General features: G+C 72.1%; 15 protein-coding genes. 13 read left to right on the forward strand and 2 right to left on the reverse strand.

Features of this window, described 5'->3' with window-relative positions:
• Positions 1 to 70: 70 nt before the first annotated feature.
• The 8 genes from glmS to ACZ7IB_RS07160 all read left to right on the forward strand — a co-directional run bounded on the left by glmS (position 71) and on the right by ACZ7IB_RS07160 (position 7,671).
• On the forward strand, positions 71 to 1,918 hold the full coding sequence (gene glmS / locus ACZ7IB_RS07125; RefSeq protein ID WP_470909869.1) for a glutamine--fructose-6-phosphate transaminase (isomerizing): 1,848 nt from the start codon (positions 71 to 73) through the stop codon (positions 1,916 to 1,918).
• 20 nt (positions 1,919 to 1,938) lie between these two features.
• Positions 1,939 to 2,307, forward strand: a complete 369-nt coding sequence (locus ACZ7IB_RS07130; protein WP_093897275.1) for a holo-ACP synthase — start codon at positions 1,939 to 1,941, stop codon at positions 2,305 to 2,307.
• Positions 2,308 to 2,311: 4 nt separating this feature from the next.
• Complete coding sequence (locus ACZ7IB_RS07135; protein ID WP_470909871.1) at positions 2,312 to 3,772, forward strand: NAD(P)H-hydrate dehydratase; 1,461 nt, start codon at positions 2,312 to 2,314, stop codon at positions 3,770 to 3,772.
• 61 nt (positions 3,773 to 3,833) lie between these two features.
• A complete protein-coding gene (locus tag ACZ7IB_RS07140; protein ID WP_327273480.1) occupies positions 3,834 to 4,220 on the forward strand; it encodes a DUF488 domain-containing protein in 387 nt (128 codons plus the stop codon).
• Between the two features lie 97 nt (positions 4,221 to 4,317).
• Positions 4,318 to 5,472 carry an alanine racemase gene (gene alr / locus ACZ7IB_RS07145; RefSeq protein WP_470909874.1) on the forward strand — a complete coding sequence of 385 codons (1,155 nt, stop codon included), beginning with the start codon at positions 4,318 to 4,320 and terminating at the stop codon, positions 5,470 to 5,472.
• Between the two features lie 93 nt (positions 5,473 to 5,565).
• Positions 5,566 to 6,840: an alpha/beta fold hydrolase gene (locus ACZ7IB_RS07150; RefSeq protein ID WP_470909876.1), complete on the forward strand. Its 1,275-nt coding sequence runs from the start codon at positions 5,566 to 5,568 to the stop codon at positions 6,838 to 6,840.
• Positions 6,809 to 7,357: a tRNA (adenosine(37)-N6)-threonylcarbamoyltransferase complex ATPase subunit type 1 TsaE gene (gene tsaE, locus ACZ7IB_RS07155; protein WP_470909878.1), complete on the forward strand. Its 549-nt coding sequence runs from the start codon at positions 6,809 to 6,811 to the stop codon at positions 7,355 to 7,357. The genes ACZ7IB_RS07150 and tsaE overlap by 32 nt, the downstream gene beginning before the upstream one ends.
• A 131-nt stretch (positions 7,358 to 7,488) precedes the next feature.
• Positions 7,489 to 7,671: a hypothetical protein gene (locus tag ACZ7IB_RS07160; RefSeq protein ID WP_470909880.1), complete on the forward strand. Its 183-nt coding sequence runs from the start codon at positions 7,489 to 7,491 to the stop codon at positions 7,669 to 7,671.
• Positions 7,672 to 7,762: 91 nt separating this feature from the next.
• On the opposite strand, the gene ACZ7IB_RS07165 is transcribed toward ACZ7IB_RS07160, so the two are convergent.
• Complete coding sequence (locus tag ACZ7IB_RS07165; RefSeq protein WP_470910437.1) at positions 7,763 to 8,302, reverse strand: hypothetical protein; 540 nt, start codon at positions 8,300 to 8,302, stop codon at positions 7,763 to 7,765.
• Between the two features lie 169 nt (positions 8,303 to 8,471).
• Between ACZ7IB_RS07165 and tsaB the strand changes: the two genes are divergently transcribed.
• The 4 genes from tsaB to ACZ7IB_RS07185 are packed head-to-tail and all read left to right on the forward strand — an operon-like array spanning position 8,472 to position 11,033.
• Positions 8,472 to 9,134 carry a tRNA (adenosine(37)-N6)-threonylcarbamoyltransferase complex dimerization subunit type 1 TsaB gene (gene tsaB / locus ACZ7IB_RS07170; RefSeq protein ID WP_470909882.1) on the forward strand — a complete coding sequence of 221 codons (663 nt, stop codon included), beginning with the start codon at positions 8,472 to 8,474 and terminating at the stop codon, positions 9,132 to 9,134.
• Positions 9,131 to 9,652 (forward strand): ribosomal protein S18-alanine N-acetyltransferase, encoded by a 522-nt coding sequence (rimI, locus tag ACZ7IB_RS07175; RefSeq protein WP_383075948.1) that lies wholly within the window; start codon positions 9,131 to 9,133, stop codon positions 9,650 to 9,652. The genes tsaB and rimI overlap by 4 nt, the downstream gene beginning before the upstream one ends.
• Positions 9,652 to 10,752 (forward strand): tRNA (adenosine(37)-N6)-threonylcarbamoyltransferase complex transferase subunit TsaD, encoded by a 1,101-nt coding sequence (gene tsaD, locus ACZ7IB_RS07180; RefSeq protein WP_470909884.1) that lies wholly within the window; start codon positions 9,652 to 9,654, stop codon positions 10,750 to 10,752. Before rimI ends, tsaD begins: the two co-directional genes overlap by 1 nt.
• A complete protein-coding gene (locus ACZ7IB_RS07185) occupies positions 10,749 to 11,033 on the forward strand; it encodes a hypothetical protein (RefSeq protein WP_470909886.1) in 285 nt (94 codons plus the stop codon). The genes tsaD and ACZ7IB_RS07185 overlap by 4 nt, the downstream gene beginning before the upstream one ends.
• A 44-nt stretch (positions 11,034 to 11,077) precedes the next feature.
• Here the strand turns inward: ACZ7IB_RS07185 and ACZ7IB_RS07190 are convergent, their stop codons facing one another.
• On the reverse strand, positions 11,078 to 11,785 hold the full coding sequence (locus ACZ7IB_RS07190) for a TetR/AcrR family transcriptional regulator (RefSeq protein ID WP_470909887.1): 708 nt from the start codon (positions 11,783 to 11,785) through the stop codon (positions 11,078 to 11,080).
• 114 nt (positions 11,786 to 11,899) lie between these two features.
• Between ACZ7IB_RS07190 and ACZ7IB_RS07195 the strand changes: the two genes are divergently transcribed.
• Entirely contained in the window at positions 11,900 to 13,384 is a 1,485-nt protein-coding gene (locus ACZ7IB_RS07195; RefSeq protein WP_470909888.1) for an MFS transporter, read from the forward strand.
• The last annotated feature ends 28 nt before the right edge of the window (positions 13,385 to 13,412 follow it).

The raw sequence follows: 13,412 nt of genomic DNA on the forward strand, positions 1-13,412 counted from the left end.
TTTTCTGCCGCCCCGTTCACCTTCTGCGACGATGCGAAGAAGAGGGGCGGGCGACCAGGAAGGTAATGGTATGTGCGGAATCGTCGGATACGTCGGTGGACAGCCGGCGCAGGACGTCGTCGTCGCGGGTCTCAAACGCCTCGAATACCGGGGCTACGACTCGGCGGGGATCGCCGTCCTCGCGGACGGCGGGCTGGCCGCCGCAAAGAAGGCCGGGAAGCTCGTCAATCTGGAGAAGACGCTGGCCGAGGCGCCGCTCCCGGCCGGGACCACCGGGATCGGGCATACCCGCTGGGCCACTCACGGCGCCCCCACCGACGCCAATGCCCACCCGCACCTCGACAATGCGGGCCGCGTCGCCGTCGTGCACAACGGGATCATCGAGAACTTCGCCGTCCTGCGCGCCGAACTCGCCGAGCGGGGCCACGACCTGGCCTCCGAGACCGACACCGAGGTCGTCGCCCATCTCCTCGCCGAGGCGTTCTCGTCCTGTGCCGACCTGGCGGAGGCCATGCGGCAGGTCTGCCGGCAGCTGGAGGGCGCCTTCACCCTCGTCGCCGTGCACGCGGACGCGCCCGACACGGTGGTCGGGGCCCGGCGCAACTCGCCGCTCGTGGTGGGGGTGGGGGAGGACGAGTCGTTCCTGGCCTCCGACGTGGCCGCGTTCATCGCGCACACCCGCTCCGCGATCGAGCTGGGGCAGGACCAGGTGGTGGAGCTGCGCCGGGAAGGTGTCACCGTCACCGACTTCGACGGGCGGCCCGCCGAGGTCCGTAAGTACCACGTGGACTGGGACGTCTCCGCCGCCGAGAAGGGCGGCCACGCCTCCTTCATGCTCAAGGAGATCGAGGACCAGCCCAAGGCCGTCGCCGACACGCTCCTCGGGCGGATCGACGGCGCGGGCCGGCTCCACCTCGACGAGGTACGGATCACGCCCCGCGAGCTCCGGGAGGTCGACAAGGTCGTCATCGTCGCCTGCGGTACCGCGTTCCACGCAGGGATGATCGCCAAGTACGCCATCGAGCATTGGACCAGGATTCCCTGCGAGACCGAGCTGGCCAGCGAGTTCCGCTACCGCGACCCGATCCTCGACCACCGCACCCTCGTCATCGCGATCTCCCAGTCCGGCGAGACGATGGACACCCTGATGGCCCTGCGGCACGCCCGGGAACAGGGTGCGAAGGTCCTCGCCATCTGCAACACGAACGGCTCCACCATCCCGCGGGAGTCCGACGCCGTGCTCTACACGCACGCCGGGCCCGAAGTCGCCGTCGCCTCCACCAAGGCGTTTCTCACCCAGCTCGTCGCCTGCTACCTCGTCGCCCTGTATCTCGGACAGATCTGCGGTACGAAGTGGGGCGACGAGATCCGGACCGTCATCCGCCAGCTCTCCGAGATCTCCGGGGCGGTCGAACGGGTCCTTGCGGCCATGGAACCCGTACGCGCACTCGCCCGCTCCCTCGCCGACCACGACACCGTGCTCTTCCTGGGCCGCCATGTGGGCTATCCCGTAGCCCTGGAAGGCGCGTTGAAGCTCAAGGAACTCGCGTACATGCACGCCGAGGGCTTCGCCGCCGGTGAGCTCAAGCACGGGCCGATCGCGCTCATCGAGGACGATCTGCCGGTCGTCGTGGTCGTGCCCTCACCGCGCGGCCGGTCGGTGCTGCACGACAAGATCGTGTCGAACATCCAGGAGATCCGGGCCCGCGGCGCCCGCACCATCGTCATCGCCGAGGAGGGAGACGAAGCGGTCGTCCCGTACGCCGACCATCTGATCCGGATTCCCGTTACGCCTACGCTGCTTCAGCCGCTGGTGTCGACCGTGCCGCTGCAGGTATTCGCCTGCGAACTGGCGACGGCCCGCGGCAACGATGTGGACCAGCCGCGCAATCTGGCGAAGTCCGTGACCGTGGAGTAGCGAGCAGTGAAGGAAAACGCGTGATCATCGGGGTCGGGATCGATGTGGCGGAGATCGAACGGTTCGACGCGGCGCTGGAGCGTACGCCGCAGATGGCCGACCGGCTCTTCCTGAAGAGCGAGTTGCTGCTGCCCAGCGGCGAGCGGCGCGGTATCGCCTCGCTCGCCGCGCGGTTCGCCGCGAAGGAGGCCCTCGCGAAGGCGCTCGGCGCACCGAGCGGCCTGCTCTGGACGGACGCCGAGGTGTACGTCGAGGACAGCGGGCAGCCCCGGCTGCGGGTGATCGGCACGGTCGCCGCGCGCGCGGCCGAGCTGGGCGTACGGCACTGGCATGTGTCGCTCAGCCACGACGCGGGGGTGGCGTCGGCCGTGGTGATCGCGGAGGGTTGAGCACATGCGTACTGCGTACAGCGTTCAGACCGTAAGGGCTGCCGAGCGGGCCCTGATGGCCAAGCTGCCGGAGGGCGCCCTGATGCAGCGCGCCGCGGCGGGACTCGCGGCGGCCTGCGCCGATGTGCTGCGGCGGCGCGGCCGGGTGTACGGGTGCCGGGTCGTCCTGCTCGTCGGCAGCGGCGACAACGGGGGCGACGCGCTGTACGCGGGAGCCCGGCTGGCCCGCCGCGGCGCGGGCGTGCGCGCCGTGCTCACCTCGTCGGGGCGCGCCCATGAGGGCGGGCTCGCGGCGCTCCTCGCGGCGGGCGGGCGCGTGGCGGAGGGGGACGCGGTGACGAGCGCCTGGGGCGGGCACATCGATCTCGTCGTGGACGGGATCACCGGCATCGGCGGGCGCGGCGGGCTGCGCGCGGAGGCCGCCGAGCTGGTGCGGGCCTTCGAGGCGACCGGCGCGGCCTTCGTCGCCGTCGATCTGCCCAGCGGGGTCGAGGCCGACACCGGTGAGGTGCTCGGCGACGCGGTGCGTGCCGACGCGACCGTCACTTTCGGTACGTACAAGCCGGGGCTGATCATCGACCCGGCCGCCGACCTGGCGGGCGCCCTGCACCTCGTCGACATCGGGCTCGGGCCCGAGCTGCCCGACGTACCCGACCTGGAGGCCTTGCAGTACGCGGACGTCGCCGCACTCCTGCCGGCTCCCAGCAGCGAGAGCGACAAGTACCGGCGTGGTGTCGTCGGCATCGTTGCCGGGTCGGCGCGGTATCCGGGGGCGGCGGTGCTGGCCGTCTCCGGGGCGCTGCGGGGCGGTGCCGGAGCCGTGCGGTACGTCGGTCCCGGCGCCGGCGCGGTGATCGCCCGCCATCCGGAGACGCTGGTCCACGCGGGGCCGCCGTCGAAGGCCGGGCGGGTGCAGGCATGGGTCGTCGGGCCCGGGCTCGGTGACGGTACGGAGGCCGTCGAGGCGGTCCGTGGCGTGCTGGCCGCGGACGTTCCGGTGCTCGTCGACGCGGACGGGCTGCGGCTGCTCGACGCCACCGCCGTACGCTCGCGCACCGCGCCGACCGTCCTCACCCCGCACGCCGGTGAGGCCGCAGCCCTGCTCGGCGTCCCGCGCGAGGAGGTCGAGGCGGGGCGGCTCGCCGCCGTACGGGAACTGGCCGCCCGCTACCGCGCCACGGTCCTGCTCAAGGGGTCGACGACCCTGGTCGCCACCCACTCCGGAGACACTCCCGTACGGGTCAACTCGACCGGCACCTCCTGGCTGGCCACGGCCGGCAGCGGCGACGTCCTCTCCGGCCTGACCGGCTCCCTGCTGGCCGCGGGCCTCGCCCCGCGCGACGCCGCGTCCGTCGGTGCGTATCTGCACGGCCTGGCCGCCCGCCACGCCTCGAACGGCGCTCCCGTCGCCGCGCAGGACGTCGCCGAGGCGATTGCGGCGGCGTGGCGGGACGTACGGGCCTGAGTGATCCTGGGCGCAGGCAGACGCCGACACGGGCTGACAGGGGTCGACAGGAGGGCCGATCGTGGGCAGCAGCAGCGATGTGCGTGTACGCCGGGTGTACGACCCGCAGGAGGACGGCGACGGCACCCGCGTCCTCGTCGACCGGCTCTGGCCGCGCGGCGTGGCCAAGGACCGGGCCGGGATCGACAAGTGGCTCAAGGACGTCACCCCGTCGAACGAGCTGCGCGCCTGGTACCACGAGGACCGCACGGGCACCCGCTACGACGACTTCGTCGACCGCTACCGCGCCGAACTGGCCGACCCCGCCCACACGGCGGCCGTCGGGGAGCTGGTGGAACTGGTCCGTGCGGGCGGCCCGGTGACGCTGGTCACGGCGGTCAAGGACGTACCGCACAGCCATGTCCCGGTCCTCGTCGACCATCTGGAACACGAGCTGCGCCATCACTGAGGTGTACACACCCGGCACGGCGGGCGACCCCGGCTGCGGGCCCTTCCCGACCCGCCGCCCGAGGGTCCTGTCGTACGCCTCTGAGAGACTGGGCGCGATGAACGAGACAGCGTCCTTGAGAGCCCGTGCCGAGATCGACCTCGCCGCATTGCGCGCCAACGTGCGTGTACTGCGCGCGCGGGCGGCCGGCGCGCAACTCATGGCCGTCGTCAAATCCGACGGGTACGGGCACGGGGCGGTGCCCTGCGCCCGGGCCGCGCTGGAGGCCGGGGCGACCTGGCTGGGCACCGCGACGCCGCAGGAGGCGCTCGCCCTGCGGGCGGCCGGGCTCGGCGGCCGGGTGATGTGCTGGCTGTGGACGCCGGGCGGCCCCTGGCGTGAGGCGATCGAGGCCGACATCGATGTGTCGGTGAGCGGGATGTGGGCCCTTCGCGAGGTCGTGGCCGCGGCCACGGAAGCCGGTATTCCGGCCCGTGTCCAGCTCAAGGCCGACACCGGCCTCGGCCGTAACGGCTGCCAGCCCGCCGACTGGCCGGAGCTGGTCGCCGCCGCCCGCACCGCCGAGGACGCGGGCACTGTCAGGATCACCGGCCTCTGGTCCCACTTCGCCTGCGCCGACGAGCCCGGCCACCCCTCCATCGCCGCCCAGCTGAACGCGTTCCGGGACATGGTCGCGTACGCGGAGAAGGAGGGCGTCGACCCCGAGGTGCGCCACATCGCCAACTCCCCGGCGACGCTGACGATCCCCGAGGCGCACTTCGATCTCGTACGGACCGGGATCGCGATGTACGGCATCTCGCCCAGTCCCGAGCTGGGCACCCCGGCCGACTTCGGGCTGCGCCCCGTCATGACGCTCGTCGCGTCGGTCGCCCTGGTCAAGCAGGTGCCGGCCGGTCACGGGGTCAGTTACGGACACCACTACACGACCACCGCCGAGACCACCCTGGGCCTGGTGCCGGTCGGCTACGCGGACGGCATTCCGCGCCATGCCTCCGGCCGTGCACCCGTCCTGGTCGGCGGTGTGCGGCGGCGGATCGCGGGCCGGGTGGCCATGGACCAGTTCGTCGTCGACCTCGACGGGGACGAGATCGAGGTGGGCAGCGACGCGGTGCTCTTCGGCCCGGGGGACCGGGGCGAGCCGAGCGCCGAGGACTGGGCGCAGGCCTGCGACACGATCGCGTACGAGATCGTCACCCGGATCGGCAGCCGTGTGCCGCGCGTCCATCTGAATGGAACCCCGGCCGAGTCCTGACCGATCAAGCGCCCCTGACCAGGCACGATCTGAGCACGACCGGAACAGACCAGCCCTGACCTGACGGATACGACCGACGAGGAGCGCGGCACGGTGAGCGAGATCGGTGCGGGGGACGCGGTGACGACGGCCGCTACGGCGGTCGGCTGGCGCCGGGCAGGGATCGCCGGAGCCGCCATAGGTGTGATCGCGGCAGGTGCGGCCGCCGGTGTCGCGGTCGAACGGCTGACCGTGGGCCGTGGCATGCGCAGAAGGGCGAGGCTGGCGCTGGACGCCTCGGGGCCGTACGGCTCGCTGCGCGGGCTGCCGGGCCGGGCCGCGGCCGACGACGGCACCGAGCTGTACTACGAGGTCGACGAGGTCGAACCGGACGGCGGTACGGGGGCCGCCGGGGGCGGCGAGAGCGGTACCGGCGCCTCCGGTACCGCCACGGGGGCCGGTACGCGCCGCCGCCGGCTCTTCGGCCGCAAGGCGCCCGCGCCCGTCACCGTCGTCTTCAGCCACGGCTACTGCCTCAGCCAGGACTCCTGGCACTTCCAGCGGGCGGCGCTGCGCGGTCTGGTCCGCACCGTCCACTGGGACCAGCGCAGCCACGGCCGCTCCGAGCGGGGCCGGGCCCAGGCGGACGGGGTGACGGTCGGCATCGACCAGCTCGGCCGTGATCTGAAGGCGGTCATCGACGCGGCCGCTCCGGAGGGCCGGCTGGTGCTGGTCGGGCACTCGATGGGCGGCATGACGATGATGGCGCTCGCCGAGCAGTACCCCCAGCTCATCCGGGACCGGGTCGCCGCCGTCGCCTTCGTCGGCACATCGAGCGGAAAGCTCGGCGAGGTCACTTTCGGGCTGCCGATCGCGGGCGTGAACGCCGTGCGGCGGGTGCTGCCCGGGGTGCTCAAGGCGCTCGGCTCCCAGGCCGAGCTGGTGGAACGGGGCCGGCGGGCGACCGCCGATCTCTTCGCCGGGCTGATCAAGCGGTACTCGTTCGGTTCGCGGGACGTGGACCCGGCGGTCGAGCGGTTCGCCGAGCGGCTCATCGAATCCACCCCGATCGATGTGGTCGCCGAGTTCTACCCGGCCTTCACCGAACACGACAAGAGCCACGTCCTGCCCGCCTTCCGTGACCTCCCGGTGCTGATCCTGGCGGGCGACAAGGACCTGGTGACGCCCAGCTCGCACAGCGAGGCCATCGCGGACCATCTCGCGGACGCGGAGCTGGTCATCGTCCCGGACGGCGGTCATCTGGTGATGCTGGAACACCCGGAAACGGTGACGGACCGGCTGGCGGACCTGCTGGTACGCGTCGGGGCGGTGTCGGCAGCGGCTAACGTTGGCGGGCATGGAAGCACCGCACAACAGCCTGGCGGCTGAGGTGGACGAGGGCGCCGCGCCGGGCACCGTCACCGTGAGCCTCGCCGTCGAGTCACCCGAACAGATGCAGGCCCTCGGCCGCCGGATCGCGGGTGTACTGCGCCCCGGCGACCTCGTGATGCTCACCGGTGAGCTCGGCGCCGGAAAGACGACGCTCACCCGGGGGCTCGGCAAGGGCCTCGGGGTGCGGGGCGCCGTCACCTCTCCCACCTTCGTGATCGCCCGCGTCCACCCGTCGCTGACCGGCGGTCCCGCGCTGGTCCACGTCGACGCGTACCGCCTCGGCGGCGGGCTGGACGAGATGGAGGACCTGGACCTCGATGTATCGCTGCCGGAGTCGGTGGTGGTCGTGGAATGGGGCGACGGCAAGGTCGAGGAACTGTCGGAGGACCGGCTGCAGGTGCTGATCCACCGCGCGGTCGGCGACACGGACGATGAACGGCGCTCGGTGACGCTGGTGGGGATCGGGGCGCGCTGGGCGGGGCTGCGGGGGGCGCGAGAAATGCTGGAGGGCTGAGCGCGGAGCGCACTTTCCGACAGTGTGTCGGCAAATTGTTGCGCCGGGCGGGGCGGGCGTGGTCACATGGATGACGAGAGCGGGTTAGGTCTACCTAACCGCGCCTTCCATCGGAGCCCCAGGAGGCATCCATGACGACGTCCGCCGAACGTGAAGTGCCGCCGCCGCCATCGATGAGAGACCTGCTGGCGGCTTGTGCCGCGGCCACGGCGGTCTCGACGCCGCCACCGCCGTCCACGGACCGGGCTCCGGCCGTTGTCCCGCCCTCCGGTGCCGAAGACGCCGAGTCCGCCCCGGAGCGCCGGGCAGGCTGAACGGATGGGCGGCAACGCGGTGCCGGGTACGCAAACCGTGTGGGTGGAATTTCAAGCCCGTCCGGCGATTGCGGGCATCGTGGCCTGCCGGCTACGGGAGGACGACGACCTTCGTGCGTACCGTCGCGAACTCCCACATCGCATCCCCGTCGGCCCGGGACATCCGCACGCCGCCCGTCTTCAGCGACGGATCCGGGCTCTCCATCGAGCCGTCCAGCGCCGCGCTGAATCCCACGGCCACGCCGTCCGCCATCGCGAACCGCACCACGTGCTCGATCATCACGCCGTCCGAGCCCCTGGTGGCGGGCTCCGAGCGCGTACCCACCTGGTACGTCCCGGGCGGCGGCTTCAGCGCGCTCGGCATGACCGCGAAGGTCCTGGTCACAGCCCCGGCCTCGTCGACGAGCCACACCTGACGGTCCTCCAGGGCGTACACCACACGCTTCCCGGAACCGGAGACGGCAGGGAGCGCGGCCGGAGGCTTCTTGGCCTTCGGCTTGGCATGGCCGGCGGCAGGGGCGCTGCTGGAAACCTTCGGCTTGGGGGCGGCGACGGTGTCGGGGGCGTTCGCCGATGCCTGGTAGGCCAGGAAACCGACCGCGGCGAGAGCCGCCGCAGTGAGCCCGGCCACGATTCCCGAGCTGCCCCTAGCCACCGTGCGCGCCCCTTTCGCTTCCGTATGTAGTACAAGCGTTTACGTCGTACCCGCGTGTACACGGTGACGGTAGCAGCCGGGGCCGGTCGTACCAGGACGCCGTACGGGACGCCGTGCCCGGTCGGAGGAGCCGTAGGCTGTTTGCGTGCTCTTGCTCGCCGTGGATACCGCCACCCCCGCCGTCACCGTCGCCCTTCACGACGGGACCTCCGTCGTCGCCGAGTCCGGTCAGGTCGACGCCCGAAGGCACGGGGAGCTGCTGCTGCCCACCGTCGACCGGGTCCTCGCCGAGGCCGGGGTGAAACTCGACGCCGTGACGGACGTGGTCGTGGGCGTCGGGCCCGGACCGTACACCGGGCTGCGGGTCGGCCTGGTCACGGCCGCGACCTTCGGCTCCGCGCTCTCCGTACCCGTGCACGGGGTGTGCACCCTGGACGGTCTCGCGTACGCCGCCGGGCAGGACGGCCTGGAGGGCCCGTTCGCCGTCGCGACGGACGCCCGCCGCAAGGAGGTCTACTGGGCGAGGTACGAGGACTTCCGTACGCGCGCCACGGAGCCCGCCGTCGACCGGCCCGCCGACATCGCCGAGCAGCTCGCCGGACTTCCCGTCGTCGGGGCGGGCGCGGTGCTCTACCCCGAGGCGTTCCCGGACGCCCGGGGCCCCGAGCACGTCTGTGCAGGTGCGCTGGCAGCCCTCGCCGCCGAGCGTCTCGCCGCGGGCGCGGAACTGCTGCCGCCGCAGCCGCTCTACCTCCGCAGGCCCGACGCCCAGGTCCCGAAGAACTACAAGGTGGTCACCCCGAAGTGACGACCACGACTGCCGTACTGCGCGAGATGCGCTGGTGGGACATCGATCCGGTGCTGGAGCTCGAACACGAGCTGTTTCCGGACGACGCCTGGTCGGCCGGCATGTTCTGGTCCGAGCTGGCGCACTCCCGCGGCCCGCAGGCCACCCGCCGCTACGTCGTCGCCGAGGACCCCGTCACCGGCCGGATCGTCGGCTACGCCGGGCTCTCCGCGGCCGGTGACCTCGCCGACGTACAGACGATCGGTGTCACCCGCGACCACTGGGGCGGCGGCCTCGGCTCCGAACTCCTCACCGATCTGCTGAAGCACGCCACGGCCTTCGAGTGCGCCGAAGTGCTCCTCGAGGTCCGCGTCGACAACACCCGGGCGCAGAAGCTGTACGAACGCTTCGGCTTCGAGCCGATCGGCTTCCGACGCGGGTACTACCAGCCGGGCAACATCGACGCACTCGTCATGCGCCTCCACGTACACGAACACGATCACGTGCAAGAGCTCGCACAGGGAACAGAGACTGACTGATGGCTGACGAACCGCTCGTACTCGGCATCGAGACCTCCTGCGACGAGACCGGCGTCGGCATCGTCCGCGGTACGACGCTGCTCGCCGACGCCGTCGCGTCCAGCGTCGACACGCACGCCCGCTTCGGCGGCGTCGTCCCGGAGATCGCCTCGCGCGCGCACCTGGAGGCGATGGTCCCCACCATCGAGCGCGCCCTGAAGGAGGCCGGGATCAGCGCCCGCGACCTCGACGGCATCTCCGTCACCGCGGGTCCCGGGCTCGCGGGCGCGCTGCTCGTCGGCGTCTCGGCGGCGAAGGCGTACGCGTACGCGCTGAACAAGCCGCTCTACGGGGTCAACCACCTCGCCTCGCACATCTGCGTCGACCAGCTGGAGCACGGCCCGCTGCCCGAGCCGACGATGGCGCTGCTGGTCAGCGGCGGCCACTCCTCGCTGCTGCTCGCGCCGGACATCACCAATGACGTACGGCCACTGGGCGCGACCATCGACGACGCGGCGGGCGAGGCCTTCGACAAGATCGCCCGGGTGCTGAACCTCGGCTTCCCCGGCGGCCCGGTCATCGACCGGCTGGCGAAGGAGGGCGACCCGAAGGCGATCGCGTTCCCACGCGGTCTGAGCGGCTCGCGCGACCCCGCGTACGACTTCTCCTTCTCCGGTCTGAAGACCTCGGTGGCCCGCTGGATCGAGGCCAAGCGGGCGGCGGGTGAGGAGGTGCCGGTACGGGATGTGGCGGCGTCGTTCCAGGAGGCCGTGGTGGATGTGCTCACCCGAAAGGCCGTCCGGGCCTGCAAGGACGAGGGCGTCGACCACCTGATGATCGGCGGCGGTGTCGCGGCCAACTCACGGCTGCGGGCGCTGGCCGAGGAACGGTGCGAGCGGGCCGGCATCCGGCTGCGGGTGCCGCGGCCGGGGCTGTGCACGGACAACGGGGCGATGGTCGCGGCGCTGGGCGCGGAGATGGTGGCCCGCGGTAGGCCGGCGTCGGACCTGGAGCTGTCCGCGGACTCGTCGCTGCCGGTGACCGACACCCACGTCCCCGGTGTCCATGCGCACGACCACGACCATGTGCACGAGATCAGCAAGGACAACCTCTACTCATGAGCGGTACGACCGTTGCGCTGATGTGGGAGGCCCGCGCCGCCGACGGCAGGGGCCCCGAGCTCCTGGAGTGGGCGCGCGCCCGGTCGGCCGAGCTGGCCCGTGAGCCGCTGCGCCGCGAGCTGTTGCGCGCTTCGCAGGACCGGGTCCTGGTCATCACCTGGTGGGAGGGGGCGTACGGCGACGAGCTGCCCGAGCTTCCCGAACCGGCCGCCGAGCTGATCACTCGTCCGGTGCACCGCTGGCGTTTCGAGTCCCTGGGGGCCGTCGGGTCCCTCGGCTGAGGCGAACCGCTGAGCCCGGGAAGTCCCCGGTCCCGGGGGAGTCCCTAGCCCCGGGAAGTTCCTCGGCTGATCAGCCCCTCGATGATCGCGTCGAGTTCCTCCGCCACCTCGTAGTCGGCGGCGTACTCGCGCCATCGGCCCTTGACCTCCGTCAGCCGGGGCAGCGCCGCCGCGTCCTCCTCGGTGATCATCTCGGGGAAGTACCGCCTGCTCGGCGGGTTCTCCGCGCGGCGCTCGGCCGCCCTGCGGAAGACCAGGTCGCCGTAGACGTAACTCCAGATCGTCCGGTACGCGCGTACCGCCCGGGCGGGGGAGAGGCCGCAGGCGAGCGCGGAGCCGATGATCTCCTCGACCATCCACAGCGCGTTCTTGTCGGTGAGCTCGCCCAGCGCCAGGATGTCCAGCACCCAGGGGATCTGCGCCAGGATGCCGTGCATGTGCACCGCCACCGCGAGCAGCCGCTCGCGCGGGTCCTCGGGCAGTTCGGGGCGCGGGAAGGCGGCCGCGGTGCCCGACAGGGTGAGCATCAGCAACTCGTCCTTGTCCTGCACATAGTGGTACAGCGCCATCGGCGTGGAGCCGAGCTCCTTCGCCACGCGCCGCATGCTCAGGGCGTCCAGGCCCTCTTCCTCGATGATGCGGCGCGCGGTGGCGACCATCGCGTCCGGGTCGAGCCTGCGCGGCCGCCCGACGGACCGTTTCGCCGCCGTCTGCTTCTTCGCTGTTCCTGACGCCTTTTCTGTCCCTGACACCCGGGCATTGTCTCCCGTCCCAATGCGTCCGCCTCTTCCCCGGTCCCCTCGCAACTAATTTCTATACGCGTATAGTAATGGCTCGACCGAGTGACCGCGAGGGAAGGGGAAGTCATGAACGACCAGTCACGGCACGTGCGTTGGCTGCTGGTGGTGGCTCTCGTCGTGCAGTTCATGGTGGCGTTGGACATGTCCGTGGTGAACGTCGCGCTGCCGGACATGCGCCGCGATCTCGGCTTCACCCCGGAGGGGCTCCTCTGGGTGGTGAACGCCTATGCGCTGGCGTTCGGCGGGCTGTTGATGCTCGGCGGGCGTCTCGCCGACCTGATCGGCGGCAGCCGGGTCCTGACGGTGGGTCTGGTGCTGTTCGGTGTGGCGAGCCTGGCCGGGGGACTCGCATGGTCGCCCGGTGGGCTGATCGCCGCACGGGCGGTGCAGGGGATCGGCGCGGCCGCGCTCGCCCCGGTCGCCTTCGCCCTGATCGCCATCGCCTTCCCGGCCGGGCCCGCGCGCTCCCGCGCCCTGGGACTGTGGGGCATGGCGGGTGCGGCGGGCGGCGCGGTGGGTGTGCTCGCCGGCGGGGTGCTCACCGATGCGGCGAGCTGGCGTGCGGTGATGCTGGTGAATGTGCCGATCGTGGTGTTCGCGCTGGTGGGAGCCGTACGCTCCGGGCTGGAGAGCCGCCCCGCCCGGGCCGGGGCCCGGCTCGATGTGGCCGGAGCACTGCTGGCCACCGCCGGTACGGCACTGCTGGTCCTCGGGCTCGTACGCACATCGACCCACCCATGGGGGTCGGCCCGGACGCTGAGCACGCTCGGTGCCGCCGTGCTCCTGCTGGTCGCCTTCGCCGCCGTCGAGCTGCGGGCCGGGACTCCGCTGCTGCGTCTCGGCCTGCTGAAGGGGAGGCCGGTCCTGACCGCGAATCTCTTCTGCCTGCTGCTGAGCTCGGGGCAGTTCGCCGCGTTCTACTTCGCCTCGCTCTACATGCAGCAGGTGCTCGCTTACGGGCCGACCGCCGCCGGTGCCGCGTTTGTGCCGTTCTCGGTGGGCGTCGTCGCGGGTTCACTCGTCGCCACCCGTACGGTCGCGGCGCTCGGCACCCGGCGGCTGCTGGCGGCGGGCGGTGGTCTCGCCGCGCTCGGCCTCGCCGGGTTCGCGGCGACGGCGCAGGCGGACGGCAGCTTCCTGTACTCGATCCTCGGCCCGTCCCTGGTCTGCAGCGTCGGTATCGGGATGTGCTTCGTACCGCTCGGCACCGCGGCCACGACCGACGTCGCATCCGACGAGGCGGGAATGGCCTCCGGACTGCTGAACAGCGCCCGCCAGGTCGGCGGCTCGCTGGGGCTCGCGGTCCTGGTCACCGTCGCCGCCCAGGTCACCGGCGACGGGGGCCGGCCGGCCGATCTGGCGGCGGGGTACGCAGCGGCGTTCTGGGTCTGCGCGGGTCTGCTCGCGGCGGCGGCGCTGGTGGCCCTGGTGCTGCTCCCGGCACCGGAACGGACCGCTCCGGTGGCCGCCCCGGTGGCCGCTCCGGAAGATTCTCAGAAGAATTCCGGTGGAGCTGTCGATCCGGCCGTCTCCCGTTCGACGCAAGGGTGAGGCGGGGAAAGACCCCGCCCTTCCGACC

This window comes from Streptomyces sp. NPDC037301, assembly GCF_055602785.1.